We start from the raw sequence: 14857 nt of genomic DNA, 5'->3' as shown, positions 1-14857 counted from the left end.
GATGAGATTTCCCCTTACGCCAAGTAAGTAAGATTCCTCAGAGACGATGAGGTCAATAGGTCCGAGGTGGAAGCGTGGTGACACGTGCAGCTGACGGATACTAATCAATCGATGACTTAACTACAAGCCTTTGTGAAAGGCGTTTCGTACCAAAGATGATTTATAAAGCTTATCCAGTTTTGAGGGTTCACCTCTATATGATGTGGTGGCGACAGCGAAGAGGTCACACCTGTTCCCATGCCGAACACAGCAGTTAAGCTCTTCAGCGCCGATGGTAGTCGGGTTTACCCCCGTGAGAGTAGGACGCTGCCACGTTAAGTAAACCGAAAGCATAAGCTTTCGGTTTTTTTGATATAATCGAATAACATTCTTACCCGTTCTTCTATTTTTTTATGAAAGGGGCAGAGTTTTTAATGGAACAAGTCTATTCTTTTACAGAAAACCTTGATGTTTTTTTAATTCGATTAAGTATTGCTCTGCTATTATCCGGTTTAATAGGTTTTGAAAGAGAGTTAAAAAATCATTCTGCAGGTTTTCGAACCCACATTTTAGTTGGCATTGGGTCCTGTTTAATGATGCTTTTATCTTTATATGGATTTGAAGCTTTTATCGAAGCAAATGATAATATCCGGTTTGATCCTTCGCGAATACCTTCCTACGTTATTAGTGGTATCGGGTTTCTAGGCGCAGGGACCATTATTGTAAATGGAATGACAATTAGAGGGTTAACGACTGCAGCTTCCATTTGGACAGTGGCAGGATTAGGATTAGTCGTGGGGGCAGGGATGTATGGAGTAGCTATTCTGGCTACCGCCCTCGTCTTATTAAGCCTTATCTTTCTTAATAATTTGGAGACAAAATATGTGAGTCATTATTTAAATAACACTTACATTGTCGTTGTAGAAGAATCTGTTAAAACCAGCGAGGTTTTGGCGGTATTTGACGATCAGAATATTGTCTTACAGCGTTTTGAAATCGAAAAAGAACCTCATCCTCGAAAGACGATATATATTCATATTGAACGCAAACAAAGTGTGAAAGAAGCGGAGTTACTAGAGAAACTTTCCCGTATCGATTCGGTCGTGCAGGTAAATCGCAGAAAATAACTAACTATACGATGAATTTCGTATAGTTTTTTTGTTTTAACCTTTTCTAAATTAGGGAATGATTACTCATGTAGTTCAAAACATTTTAGTTGCGTGGAAAATAAAAATTAGTATAATAAGGTTAAGGTCAAAGATAGTCAAAGTCAAAAGAGGAGGAGGGAAAATGCGGAATATTTCTGACATCATTGAAGAGTATTTAAAAAATACTCTGGATGAAAATCATAAGCATACGATTGAAATTAAGCGCAGTGAAATCGCAGATCAATTTCAATGTGTGCCTTCACAGATCAATTATGTGATTAAAACTCGTTTTACAGTGGAAAAGGGTTATATAGTGGAAAGTAAACGTGGCGGTGGAGGTTACATCCGTATTAGGCGGATTCAACACCGTTCTGAATCACAAATGATTGATGATATTATTAATTTAATTCAGCCAGAAGTCTCTCAATCCGTTGCGTTGGATATTATAGAAAGACTAAGGGACAATGAAAGCATTACTGAACGTGAAGCCCGAATGATGGCGAGCGTAACAGAACGAGAAGTGCTAGCTTTTCCTCTTCCTCTAAGAGATGAAATTCGGTCTAGACTTCTTACGGCTATGTTGTTCACCTTAAAGTATCAAAGCTAAGGAAGGAGAGGGTCTTATGGAGTGCCAGCGTTGTCATAAACATCCTGCAACAGTGCATTTAACACAAGTGGTAAACGGCGAAAAAACAGAAACTCATGTATGCGAGTTTTGCGCGAAAGAAAAAGGATATATGAACGAAAATGAAGAAAATTTCACGTTAAATGACTTATTGTCAGGACTTTTCAATTATGAACAACCTTCTTCTTTTAAAGGTCAACCTTCAAAGACTTATCAGCCAAAGAAACCTTTAAAGTGTCCAACGTGCGGACTGTCATATCAACAGTTTGCTCAAATCGGAAAGTTTGGCTGTGCAGATTGCTATAAAACCTTCGATGAACGCTTAAACCCTATTTTTCGTCGAGTGCATAGTGGAAATACGAAACACGACGGCAAAGTTCCAAAGCGAGAAGGAGGAAACTTGCACGTAAAACGTCAAATGGATCAATATAAGTCAGAACTTCAAAAGCTTATAGAACAGGAAGAGTTTGAAGAAGCAGCAAAGGTAAGAGATGAGATTCGTTCTTTAGAACAGCAGCTTCATCATGGGAAAGGGGATGATGAATAATGTCTTTAGAACAATTCATTAACGAAGCCATCAGCCCCTGGATGAAAGAGGATGGGCCAGACAGTGATATTGTGATGAGTAGTCGAATCCGCCTGGCGAGGAATTTTCAGAAGTATCCTTTTCCTATTATTTCTTCTGAAGACCGAATGAAGGAAATTCTTGATTTTTTCAAACAGGAATATAAAGGGCAGTCATTTCGGGATTACAAAGATTTTGAAGTAGTTGAAATGAGTGAATTGCAGCAAATTGAAAAAAGGGTTCTTGTCGAGAAACATTTAATAAGCCCTCATCTAACGGATCATTCAAAAAATTCTGCTTCATTGATCTCACAGAATGAGCAGGTTTCGATTATGATCAACGAAGAAGATCACATTCGTATTCAGTTGTATTTTCCAGGCTTTCAGCTTGACCGTGCCTTGGAACAAGCTTCTCAGCTGGATGACTGGTTAGAGGAAAAGGTAGATTATGCATTTGATGAGAACAGGGGTTATTTAACAGCCTGTCCAACGAATGTAGGAACAGGGATGAGAGCCTCTGTTATGATGCATTTACCTGCTTTAGCTATGACACAGCAGATCAATCGTATGACTCCTGCAATTAACCAGCTGGGTTTAGTGGTCCGTGGTATTTATGGTGAAGGCAGTGAAGCTTTAGGTAATATTTTTCAAATATCAAATCAAATTACCCTTGGAAAATCTGAAGAGGATATCGTTGAAGATTTGCACAGTGTCGTCCGGCAACTGATCGATCAGGAACGTAAAGCAAGACAGACACTAATGCATCGTTCCGGCATGCAAATAGAAGATCGGGTTTTTCGATCGTATGGTGTTTTGAAGCATAGTCGTATCATAGAGTCTAAGGAGGCAGCTAATTGCTTATCTGATCTCCGGCTTGGAATTGACTTAGGGTTTATCGACCATATTCCAAAAACAATTTTAAACGAGCTGATGGTTCTCACTCAGCCAGGTTTTTTACAGCAGTATGCGAAAGAAACCTTATCACCCGCTGAGCGCGACATCCGCAGAGCATCATTGATTCGAGAAAGACTTCAATTAGAAAATCAAGATTAAATCGTTAGGAGGTCATGTCCATGATGTTTGGACGATTTACAGAAAGAGCACAGAAGGTTTTAGCATTGGCACAAGAAGAAGCTGTACGTTTGGGTCATAACAATATTGGAACGGAACACATTTTATTAGGATTGGTTAGTGAAGGCGAAGGGATTGCTGCTAAAGCACTCACAGCGCTGGGCCTTGAATCGAGTAAAATTCAGCAAGAGGTGGAGAACCTAATAGGTAAAGGGGAAAAAGTTTCTCAAACCATCCACTACACGCCTCGAGCGAAGAAAGTAATTGAACTTTCCATGGATGAAGCTCGGAAGCTGGGACACTCTTACGTAGGCACGGAGCACATTCTGCTCGGTCTAATCCGCGAGGGTGAGGGTGTAGCAGCACGCGTGCTGAATAATTTAGGTGTAAGCTTAAATAAAGCACGTCAGCAAGTGCTTCAGCTGCTTGGAAACAATGAATCTACCGGAGGGCAGAACCGCCGCGGTGGAGGATCCGGTTCTCAAGCAGCGAATGCGAATACACCGACCCTTGATTCACTGGCTCGTGATCTGACCGCGATTGCGAAAGAAGGAAATATCGATCCCGTTATTGGGCGCAGTCAGGAAATTGAGCGTGTGATTCAAGTATTAAGCCGCCGTACGAAGAATAATCCTGTACTCGTAGGTGAGCCCGGGGTAGGTAAAACAGCTATTGCTGAAGGTCTGGCTCAACAGATTATGAACAATGAAGTGCCGGAAATTCTACGTGATAAGCGCGTCATGACTCTGGATATGGGTACTGTGGTAGCTGGTACGAAATATCGTGGTGAATTCGAAGATCGTTTGAAAAAAGTAATGGAAGAAATTCGTCAAGCCGGCAACATCATTCTATTTATTGATGAATTGCACACACTTATCGGGGCCGGCGGCGCAGAAGGTGCCATTGATGCTTCCAATATTTTAAAACCATCTCTGGCTCGCGGTGAATTGCAGTGTATCGGTGCTACGACTCTTGATGAATACAAGAAATATATTGAAAAGGATGCTGCGCTTGAGCGTCGTTTCCAACCCATTCAAGTTGATGAACCCACTCTTGATGAATCTGTCCAAATCTTAAAAGGATTACGTGATCGCTATGAAGCGCACCACCGTGTAACGATTACCGATGATTCCATTGAATCAGCTGTACGCTTCTCCGATCGTTATATTACGGACCGCTTCTTACCGGATAAAGCGATAGACTTAATTGACGAGGCAGCATCAAAAGTGCGTCTGCGCTCTTATACGGCACCGCCTAACTTAAAAGAGCTGGAGCAGAAACTTGAAGAGGTTAGAAAAGAGAAAGATGCAGCTGTCCAAAGTCAGGAGTTTGAGAAAGCTGCTTCTCTAAGAGACAGTGAGCAGCGTCTGCGCGATGAGCTTGATGAGACGAAAGACGAATGGAAAGAGAAGCAGGGTCAAGAGGACTCTGAGGTTACCGTTGAGGATATAGCTTCGATTGTTTCTACTTGGACTGGTGTTCCGGTTTCCAAGATGACTACCGAAGAAAGTGAGCGTCTGCTTCACCTGGAAGATACCCTCCATAACCGCATCATTGGTCAGGAGGAAGCTGTCAAAGCGATTTCTAAAGCTATCCGACGTGCGCGAGCAGGCTTAAAAGATCCTAAACGTCCGATTGGTTCATTTATCTTCCTTGGACCGACAGGGGTCGGTAAAACAGAATTAGCTCGTGCCTTAGCGGAGAGTATGTTTGGTGAAGAAGATGCGATGATTCGTATCGATATGTCAGAGTATATGGAAAAACACAGCACGTCTCGACTCGTCGGTTCACCTCCAGGCTATGTAGGTTATGACGAAGGCGGCCAGTTAACGGAAAAAGTTCGTAACAAGCCTTATTCTGTCATTCTGCTGGATGAGGTTGAAAAAGCACACCCAGAAGTGTTTAACATTTTACTTCAAGTTCTTGAAGATGGACGTTTAACTGACTCTAAAGGTCGTGTCGTTGATTTCCGTAACACGGTGCTCATCATGACTTCAAACGTTGGTGCTAATGAACTGAAGCGAAATAAATACGTCGGGTTCTCCATGGGTGAAGCAGATCAGGATTATAAGGACATGAAATCTAAAGTAACGGAAGAATTGAAAAAGGCATTCCGTCCTGAGTTCCTAAACCGTATTGATGAGACAATTGTGTTCCATTCTCTTGAGAAGAAACACATGAAGCACATCGTTACCCTGATGGCAGAACAGTTACGAAAACGACTGCTTGAGCAGGAAATTGACTTCACCCTCACAGAAAAAGCGATTGAGCACATTGCTGAAGAAGGGTTCGATCCTGAATACGGAGCCCGTCCGCTTCGCCGCTCAATTCAGAAGAACGTAGAGGATCTGCTGTCTGAAGAACTGTTGAAAGAAAATATCGAAAAAGGTCAAAAAGTAAAAATTGATTTAAATGACGATAAAGAATTTACAGTTCATATTCAGCAGGAAGCATAATTTAAGGTCAATTATGAATAAAATATGAAATGTTGAGAATCGGAAGGTGTTTGCCTTCCGATTTTTTTCCGATTTCGATATCCTTTTAGTAAGGGAATTTTAATGCAAATGATATCATCATGAAACTTTTTCACAAGCCATAACGTATATAATAAAGAAGAGGAGAGGTAGCCTTGGCAAAGAGAAAAACAAAATTTGTGTGCCAGGAATGTGGATACGAATCTCCTAAATGGATGGGAAAATGTCCAGGCTGCCATCAATGGAATACGCTTGTCGAGGAAGCGTCCATAACTGGCGGCTCAAGGCATGTTTTTCAAACGAATTCATCAGGAGCTGCAAAGCCGGAAAAAATCACGGCTATTCAATCGGAAAAAGAGCCTCGTATGGAAACAGATATGCCCGAGCTGAATCGAGTGCTCGGCGGCGGTATTGTGCCGGGCTCTTTGGTTTTAATTGGCGGGGATCCGGGTATCGGGAAGTCAACATTACTCTTGCAGGTTTCTGCACAAGTAGCCAATAAATCATTACCCGTATTATATATATCAGGAGAAGAATCATCCCGGCAGACAAAGCTTCGGGCAGAGAGACTCGGAATTCAATCCGACGAGCTGTACGTTCTCTCTGAGACAAATCTTCAGGACGTTCTAACTCAGATTGAAGAGATTGACCCAAATCTAGTAATTATCGATTCGATCCAGACCATTTTCAAAGAGGATGTCACTTCAGCCCCTGGAAGCGTGTCCCAGGTTCGTGAATGCACAAGTCAATTAATGAGGATTGCCAAAAGCAAGGGCATTCCTATTTTTATAGTCGGGCATGTTACCAAGGAAGGTTCGATTGCCGGTCCACGTTTACTTGAACATATGGTTGATTCTGTTCTTTATTTTGAAGGAGAAAGACATCACACATTTCGTATATTGCGCAGTGTAAAGAACCGTTTTGGCAGCACTCATGAGATGGGGATCTTTGAAATGAAGGAGAAGGGGTTAGAAGAGGTCCTCAATCCTTCGGAGATTTTCCTTGAGGAAAGGTCTCAAGGAGCGGCTGGATCCATTGTAGTGGCTTCTATGGAAGGCACACGCCCTGTTTTAGTAGAGATCCAGGCATTAATCTCCCCGACTTCTTTTGGAAACCCGCGACGGATGGCCACGGGACTCGATAACAGTCGAGTGCCTTTATTGATGGCAGTATTGGAAAAGCGGGCAGGGCTGCTTTTACAAAACCAGGACGCTTATATTAAGGTCGCTGGCGGTGTAAAGCTTGATGAGCCAGCTATTGACCTGGCAGTGGCGATTAGTATCGCATCAAGCTTTAGAGATCAGGTTTCCAATGGAAATGACGTCGTCGTCGGTGAAGTGGGATTAACTGGAGAAGTAAGAAGGGTGGCCCGGATTGAACAGCGGGTTCAAGAGGCGGCTAAACTTGGTTTTAAGCGGGTGATTATTCCGAAGAAAAATCTTGACGGATGGACACCACCTTCTTCCATTGAAATAGTAGGGGTAAGTACTGTACAGGAAGCCATGCAAGTAACATTGGGGGACCGATAATGGAAGGGCAGGATTATACAGAAAATCACATCGGAGAAATGTTGAAATTCGTGGCACCAGGGACACCCCTTCGCGAAGGAATCGACAATGTACTCCGTGCTAAAACGGGTGGATTAATCGTTATCGGATACGGAAACGAGATCCAGAAGCTCGTGGACGGCGGCTTTGACATACATTCTGATTTTACGCCGGCTCACTTGTATGAATTAGCGAAAATGGACGGCGCTTTAATCTTAAATGACGAAGGTACAGAAATATTATATGCGAATGCCCAGCTGATGCCGGATCCTGATATTCTATCAACGGAAACAGGTATGCGGCACAGGACTGCAGAACGTGTGGCCAAACAGACCGGACACTTAGTTATTGCTATTTCACAAAGGCGGAATGTCATTACATTATATAAGGGTTCGATCCGCTATTCTTTGAAAGATATTGGCGTTATCCTTACGAAGGCCAACCAAGCTATTCAGACGCTTGAAAAGTATAAAATTGTCCTTGATCAAAGTATAACCAATCTCGGTGCGATGGAATTTGAGAATATGGTTTCCTTTGCCGAAGTGATTCAAGTTGTCCATCGAGTCGAGATGGTATTACGAATTAAAACGGAAATATTAAATTATGTAAATGAACTGGGAACAGAAGGCCGGCTGATTCAATTACAATTAACGGAGCTCGTTTCCAATATTGAAGATGAGGCCTCGCTGCTACTGCGTGATTACAGCAAGAGGCCAGACTATGAACCGTATTATATTTTAAGAAAAATGCAGGAACATTCAGGCACAGAGTTATTATCCGATGAACAGGTACTAAAGCTTTTGGGGTATTCTTCCGGTACCAAATTAACAGACCCTATTTATCCAAGAGGATACCGAGTGATGCATCGAATCCCGAGGCTCCCGGCCTTAATTATTGAACATCTGGTTGAACGCTTTGGTACGTTGAACGATGTGGTGCAGGCGTCGGTTAAAGAGCTTGTGGAAGTAGACGGCGTGGGAGAAGTCCGGGCGAAAAAGATCGGAGAAGGATTAGAACGTATTCAAGAGCAGTTATTTGTTGACCGGCATTTGTAATGTATTTGAAATATTTTCCTATAAATTGAAAATTACTGGCATTTATGCTAGTTTATTAATCAACATTTCAAGGTAAACGACTAATTGACCTTGAGGTTGGTCATAATGGAAAAAGGAGGTGAAAAAAGTGCTTAAACGAATCGTTCAATTATTCATTGTTATTACCGGAGCAACAGTAGGTTATCTTTACATGCCGGAGCTTTTTTCTATAATGGATGTTTCCTGGCAGAGTTGGATCCAGTCGGTAACAGGGGCAGTTGTCGGAGCACTTATACTATTTTTATTAACTTTTTGGGTAGTAGATTATATTGTTGATTTTCTAAGGTGGGTGGAGGACACCCTCGTTCGAGCCCCCGTTGCGGAATTGTTGTTTGGAAGCCTGGGATTAATCGTGGGCCTTATTATCGCATATTTAGTTAATAATCTGCTCCAGGATATTGATATTAAAGTTGTAAGTCAGATTCTGCCTATTTTTATTACGTTTCTTCTTGGATACTTCGGCTTTCAAGTCGGCTTTAAAAGGAAAGATGAATTTTTAAATTTATTTGCAAGAAAAGACAAAAAAATGTTAGAAGAAGATGAGCTTTCGGGTGCCGCTGTAGACCCTTCACTTATCCCAAAAGAAAAGATTTTGGACACAAGTGTTATTATTGATGGCCGGATAGCTGATATTTGTGAGACTCACTTTTTAGAGGGCACGATTGTCATACCGCACTTTGTATTAGAAGAACTGCAGCATATCGCTGATTCATCTGATGGATTGAAGCGGAATCGCGGACGTCGCGGACTGGACATTTTAAACCGTCTGCAAAAGGATTTACCAGTGAAGGTTGAAATCTATGATGGAGACTTTGAAGATGTCCATGAAGTTGACAGCAAGCTTGTTAAACTTGCAAAAGTAATGGATGGTATTGTCGTGACAAATGATTTCAACTTAAATAAAGTGTGTGAGTTTCAAAATGTTCAGGTGCTGAACATTAATGATCTGGCAAATGCGGTTAAACCTGTAGTCCTTCCGGGTGAAGAGATGACCATACAAGTTATCAAAGACGGGAAGGAACAAAAACAGGGGATTGGATACCTGGATGATGGAACTATGATAGTAGTAGAAGAAGGAAAAGACTTCATCGGCAAGACAATTGAAGTTGTTGTAACAAGTGTACTGCAAACTTCTGCCGGGCGTATGATTTTCGCCAGGCCGAAATCACTTGAAAAAGCGTTGTAAAAACGGTATAACAAATAGAGATTAACAAAAGTGATAACCGCGTGTTATCGCTTTTGTTGTTTCACTTTATTTAAGGTGGTTTCCAATGATAAATTATACAGCGATCGTGCTCGCAGCCGGACAGGGAAAACGGATGCATGCCGGTCAAAATAAACAATTTTTAATGATCAACGATCTGCCGCTGATCATACATACACTTACTGTTTTTGTACAGGATTCATGGTGCAGCGAGATCGTTTTAGTAACAAATAAACAAGAACACAGTCAGATGAAAGAAATTCTTCAGCAGCATGGACTTAAAGACCGGATTACACTGGCAGACGGCGGGGCAGAACGTCAGGATAGTGTATATGAAGGTCTGCAGGTTGTAAAGCTTACTGATCAGCCAGTATTTATCCATGATGGAGCAAGACCTTTCGTGAAGCGGGAGCACCTTCACAGGCTGGCAGAGGTGGTCCGGGAGAAGCAAGCTGGATTATTAGCAGTGCCTGTAACGGATACAATAAAACAAAAGCAGCAGGATCTGTTAACGACGCTTGACCGCCATACCCTTTGGGCGGCACAGACACCTCAGGCTTTTGATTATTCTTTAATTCTGAAGGCTCATGAGAAAGCAAAATCACAGCACTATTACGGAACGGATGATGCTTCCTTAGTTGAACGACTCGGAGAAGAGGTCGTCGTAGTTGAGGGAAGCTATGATAACATGAAGCTGACGACTCCTGAAGACTTGGCTAAAGCTCAATCATATGCTGCTCAAGATAGAAAGGTCGTGAACGATTCTATGATTCGCATAGGACAAGGATTTGATGTTCATCAGTTCGCGGAAGGTCGAAAATGTATAGTCGGTGGTGTTGAGATTCCTTACGAAAAAGGATTGTTAGGTCACTCCGATGCAGATGTTCTGCTGCATACCATTGCTGATGCCTGCCTTGGAGCCATTGGCGAAGGTGATATCGGACGCCATTTTCCAGATACGGATAGTGCTTTTAAGGATGCTGATTCCGGAGAGCTTTTACAACGGGTATGGAAGTTTGTGACAGATGAAGGTTATAAACTTGGTAATCTGGATTGCACGGTAATTGCTCAAGCACCAAAGATGTCGCCGTACGTAGAACAAATACAAAGCAATATTGCCGGACTGTTGAACACTCAATCGAGCCGTATCAATGTCAAAGCTACTACTACGGAGAAGCTGGGTTTTACAGGACGAAAGGAAGGCATGGCTGCACAAGCTGTGGTTCTTCTGCAAAAATAGTCTACAAGAGTTTACAAATGATGATAAAATAAATGAAATGGATACGGATTTGAAAGGAGATTATTTATGAGTAACGAAGTGCGTGTGCGCTATGCGCCAAGTCCTACAGGCAATCTTCATATCGGGAATGCTCGTACGGCTTTATTCAATTATCTTTATGCAAGAAACGCAGGAGGCAAGTTCATTATCCGCGTTGAAGATACAGATGCTAAGCGAAATGTAGCAGGTGGCGAAGAAAGTCAGCTGAATTACCTGAAGTGGCTTGGCATCGAGTGGGATGAAGGTGCTGATGTTGGAGGAGAATACGGTCCTTACCGTCAAATGGAACGGTTGGATATTTATAAGAAATATGTAGATGACCTGCTTGAACGAGGGCTTGCGTATAAATGTTATATGACAGAAGACGAGCTGGAGGCCGAACGCGAAGCTCAAATTAATCGCGGAGAAGCACCGAAATATTCGGGCGCTCATAGAGACTTGAGTGAGGAGCAAATCAAAGGATTTGAAGCCGAGGGAAGAGAGCCAAGTATACGAATTCGCGTACCGGAGAACTACACATACGAATTTGAAGATATTGTTAGAGGCAAGATTTCTTTCGAGTCAAGCGATTTTGGTGATTGGGTGATTGTTAAGAAAAATGGTACGCCTACGTATAATTTTGCGGTAGCTATTGATGACCACCTCATGGGAATCTCCCATGTGCTGCGAGGCGAGGAGCACATTTCTAACACCCCTAAACAAATGATGGTGTATGAGGCATTTGGTTGGGAAGCCCCTAAATTTGGGCATATGACGTTAATCCTCAACGAAGACCGTAAGAAGCTCAGTAAACGTGACGAGCATATCCTTCAATTTATCGAGCAGTATAAAAATCTCGGATATCTTCCGGAAGCGTTGTTTAATTTTATTACGTTACTTGGATGGTCTCCGGTTGGGGAAGAAGAGATTTTTACAAAAGATCAATTGATCGATATTTTTGATGCGGAGCGTTTATCTACTTCACCGGCTATTTTTGATCCGGCTAAATTAAAGTGGATGAACAATCAGTACATTAAAGCATCAAGCTTAGAGCGTGTCGTCGATCTTGCGCTTCCACACTTGATTGAAGCTGGACGTGTAAGGGAGGATATGAGTGAAGAGGATCGGGAATGGACTCATGAACTTATTTCTCTTTACCATGAACAAATGAGCTACGGAGCAGAGATTGTTGAGTTGACTGATCTGTTCTTCAAAAAAGAAATCCAGTACGATTCAGATGCATTAGAAGTGCTTAATGGAGAGCAAGTTCCTGAAGTTCTAGAGGCATTTAAGTCCAAACTTGCAGACCTTGATGAATGGACACCTGAGAATATCAAGTCTCAAATAAAGGCGACCCAGAAGGAAACGGGCCATAAAGGGAAGAAACTGTTTATGCCGATTCGAGTCGCGACAACAGGTCAAACACACGGTCCTGAACTTCCAAATGCGATCCGCCTTCTTGGAATTGATACTGTAACGATTCGTTTGAACGATGCTTTAAACCAAATTCAAGCCTAATCTGTTCACAAATTGTCCATTTTCACATATAGTAAAGATACCCATATAGAACGTAGATGAGGAGAAGTAGAAGCCTTTTACTTACTCAGAGATAATCACCCCTGGCTGAAAGTGATTTTAAGAAAAGGTTTTGAAATGCACCTCTGAGTCTCTAGTTGAAAATAGTAGGCTGGAGCGGCTGCCTGCCGTTATCATGGAGAAAGTGAGGGATAAGAAGTAAATCCCTAAACAGAGTGGAACCGCGCATTACGCGTCTCTGTGCTGATCAAAGCACAGGGGCGCGTTTTTTATTTAGGAAGTAAAGAAAAGGAGGATAAGGATGGGACTCTTTAAAATGTTTAAAGAAGATGTAGATGTTGTGTTTGATCAAGATCCGGCGGCCCGCTCCTACATCGAAGTAATCTTAACGTATTCAGGACTTCATGCGACATGGGCTCACCGAATCGCCCATGCTTTTTATAAAAGGAAATTCTTTTTCCTGGCAAGAATTATCTCGCAAATCAGCCGTTTCTTTACTGGAATAGAAATTCACCCTGGTGCCAAAATCGGCCGCCGCTTCTTCATTGACCACGGGATGGGAGTAGTTATTGGAGAAACCTGTGAAATTGGAGATAACGTTACCCTTTTCCAGGGAGTGACTCTTGGGGGAACAGGGAAAGAGAAAGGAAAGCGTCATCCAACGTTAAAAGATAATTCACTCGTGGCGACAGGAGCCAAGGTATTAGGATCGATCACAATTGGCGAGAATTCAAAGGTAGGGGCCGGATCAGTTGTATTGAAGGACGTACCGGACAATTCTACTGTTGTAGGCATACCGGGCCATGTCGTTGTACAGGATGGCAAGAAGATACGCCAGAAAGATCTGGACCACCATATGCTGCCGGACCCTGTCTATGATCGCTTGAATGAAATGGAAGAAGAAATTAAACAGCTTTGCTTACAATTAGAACAAGAGGACAAAGGAGCGACACAGGATGAGCATAAAAGTATTCAACACGCTGACAAGAACTAAAGAGCCTTTTATACCGCTGGAAAAAGATCAAGTGAAGATGTACGTATGCGGTCCAACTGTATATAACTATATCCATATAGGCAACGCTCGTCCTGCTATCGTATTTGATACGGTACGCAGATATTTCGAATACAAAGGGTTTGAGGTGAAATACGTACTCAATTTCACTGATGTTGATGACAAATTGATCAAAGCCGCAAATGAACTTGGGGAAGAAGTACCGGATATTGCCAACCGCTTTATTCAGGCTTATAAAGAAGATGTAGGGGCCTTAGGAGTGAAAGAAGCGGTCCACCACCCTCGCGTAACGGAAAATATGGACGAAATTATCCAGTTTATCGAAGGCTTAATAGAGAAAGGCTTTGCTTATGAGTCGGGTGGAGATGTTTATTTCCGCACCCGTTCCTTTGATGAATACGGAAAACTGTCTCACCAATCCATCGACGAATTGCGTTCGGGTGCTCGTATTGAAGTCGGCGAGAAAAAAGAAGACCCGCTTGACTTTACGTTATGGAAGGAAGCAAAAGAAGCGGAAATTACCTGGGATAGCCCATGGGGGAAAGGACGCCCGGGCTGGCACATTGAGTGCTCGGCAATGGCGAAAAAGTACCTTGGCGATACGATCGATATTCACGCAGGTGGACAGGACTTAACCTTTCCGCATCACGAAAATGAGATTGCCCAGTCAGAAGCAAACAATGGCGAATCCTTTGCCCGGTACTGGATGCATAACGGTTACATTAACATTGAAAATGAAAAAATGTCTAAATCTCTCGGAAACTTTGTACTGGCTCATGATCTCGTGCAGAAATATGATCCGCAGGTAATTCGATTTTTCATGTTGAGTGTCCATTACCGCCATCCAATTAACTTTAGCGATGAGCTGATGGCAGGTGCGAAGAGCAGTTTTGACCGGATACGCAATGCTTTCGACAATCTGCAGCACCGTAGAGGAACAAGTTTGAATTTAACAGATGATCACGATCAATGGCTGAATGAAATCACGAAACAGAAACAACAGTTTGTGTTGGAAATGGATGATGATTTCAATACGGCGAATGCTATTTCTGTAATATTCGAATTAACAAAAGCAGCTAACCTTTATCTTCAGTCTGAGCAGACACACACAGATGTAATTGATCAATTTATCGAAACGCTTGAAGAACTTACCAGCGTTTTAGGTCTGCAGTTGAAACAAGATGATGAACTGCTCGATGAGGAAATTGATGCGTTGATCGAGGAAAGAAAGCAAGCGAGAAAAGACCGTAACTTTGCACGTGCTGATGAGATTCGGGATGACCTTAAGGCACGGAATATTATCTTGGAAGATACAGCCCAGGGCACGCGTTGGAAGCGGGGGTAA

General features: G+C 42.5%; 12 protein-coding genes, 2 rRNA genes and 1 other annotated feature. All 14 genes read left to right on the top strand.

Annotation, left to right across the window (positions count from 1 at the left end; genetic code table 11):
* Positions 1–124 (top strand): 23S ribosomal RNA (locus C1A12_RS20510); the annotation flags it as partial.
* A gap of 77 nt (positions 125–201) precedes the next feature.
* Positions 202–315: ribosomal RNA gene (gene rrf / locus C1A12_RS20505) — 5S ribosomal RNA — on the top strand.
* A gap of 98 nt (positions 316–413) precedes the next feature.
* Positions 414–1106 carry an MgtC/SapB family protein gene (locus C1A12_RS20500; protein ID WP_101847091.1) on the top strand — a complete coding sequence of 231 codons (693 nt, stop codon included), beginning with the start codon at positions 414–416 and terminating at the stop codon, positions 1104–1106.
* A 163-nt stretch (positions 1107–1269) separates the two neighbouring features.
* Positions 1270–1734, top strand: coding sequence for a CtsR family transcriptional regulator (locus tag C1A12_RS20495; RefSeq protein WP_101847089.1), 465 nt, complete (start codon positions 1270–1272; stop codon positions 1732–1734).
* A 16-nt stretch (positions 1735–1750) separates the two neighbouring features.
* Positions 1751–2299: a UvrB/UvrC motif-containing protein gene (locus C1A12_RS20490; protein WP_101847087.1), complete on the top strand. Its 549-nt coding sequence runs from the start codon at positions 1751–1753 to the stop codon at positions 2297–2299.
* A complete protein-coding gene (locus tag C1A12_RS20485; protein WP_101847085.1) occupies positions 2299–3369 on the top strand; it encodes a protein arginine kinase in 1071 nt (356 codons plus the stop codon). Before C1A12_RS20490 ends, C1A12_RS20485 begins: the two co-directional genes overlap by 1 nt.
* 20 nt (positions 3370–3389) lie before the next feature.
* Positions 3390–5843: an ATP-dependent protease ATP-binding subunit ClpC gene (gene clpC / locus C1A12_RS20480; RefSeq protein ID WP_101847083.1), complete on the top strand. Its 2454-nt coding sequence runs from the start codon at positions 3390–3392 to the stop codon at positions 5841–5843.
* Between the two features lie 173 nt (positions 5844–6016).
* Positions 6017–7390, top strand: coding sequence for a DNA repair protein RadA (gene radA, locus C1A12_RS20475; RefSeq protein ID WP_101847081.1), 1374 nt, complete (start codon positions 6017–6019; stop codon positions 7388–7390).
* Positions 7390–8463: a DNA integrity scanning diadenylate cyclase DisA gene (gene disA / locus C1A12_RS20470; protein ID WP_101847080.1), complete on the top strand. Its 1074-nt coding sequence runs from the start codon at positions 7390–7392 to the stop codon at positions 8461–8463. Before radA ends, disA begins: the two co-directional genes overlap by 1 nt.
* A gap of 127 nt (positions 8464–8590) precedes the next feature.
* Positions 8591–9688: a PIN/TRAM domain-containing protein gene (locus tag C1A12_RS20465; RefSeq protein WP_101847079.1), complete on the top strand. Its 1098-nt coding sequence runs from the start codon at positions 8591–8593 to the stop codon at positions 9686–9688.
* A gap of 85 nt (positions 9689–9773) precedes the next feature.
* Positions 9774–10946: a bifunctional 2-C-methyl-D-erythritol 4-phosphate cytidylyltransferase/2-C-methyl-D-erythritol 2,4-cyclodiphosphate synthase gene (locus tag C1A12_RS20460; RefSeq protein ID WP_101847077.1), complete on the top strand. Its 1173-nt coding sequence runs from the start codon at positions 9774–9776 to the stop codon at positions 10944–10946.
* 66 nt (positions 10947–11012) lie between these two features.
* Complete coding sequence (gene gltX, locus C1A12_RS20455; protein WP_101847076.1) at positions 11013–12482, top strand: glutamate--tRNA ligase; 1470 nt, start codon at positions 11013–11015, stop codon at positions 12480–12482.
* A gap of 44 nt (positions 12483–12526) precedes the next feature.
* Positions 12527–12743 (top strand) — a binding site (T-box leader).
* A 58-nt stretch (positions 12744–12801) separates the two neighbouring features.
* Positions 12802–13494, top strand: coding sequence for a serine O-acetyltransferase (cysE, locus tag C1A12_RS20450; RefSeq protein ID WP_101847074.1), 693 nt, complete (start codon positions 12802–12804; stop codon positions 13492–13494).
* Positions 13457–14857: a cysteine--tRNA ligase gene (cysS, locus tag C1A12_RS20445; RefSeq protein ID WP_101847072.1), complete on the top strand. Its 1401-nt coding sequence runs from the start codon at positions 13457–13459 to the stop codon at positions 14855–14857. Before cysE ends, cysS begins: the two co-directional genes overlap by 38 nt.

The organism is Halobacillus sp. Marseille-P3879 (assembly GCF_900240285.1).
In the GTDB taxonomy this organism is placed as follows: Bacteria; Bacillota; Bacilli; order Bacillales; family Halobacillaceae; genus Halobacillus_A.
The sequence above is the reverse complement of the archived record's forward strand: the minus strand, read 5'-3'. Positions and strand labels throughout refer to the sequence as shown.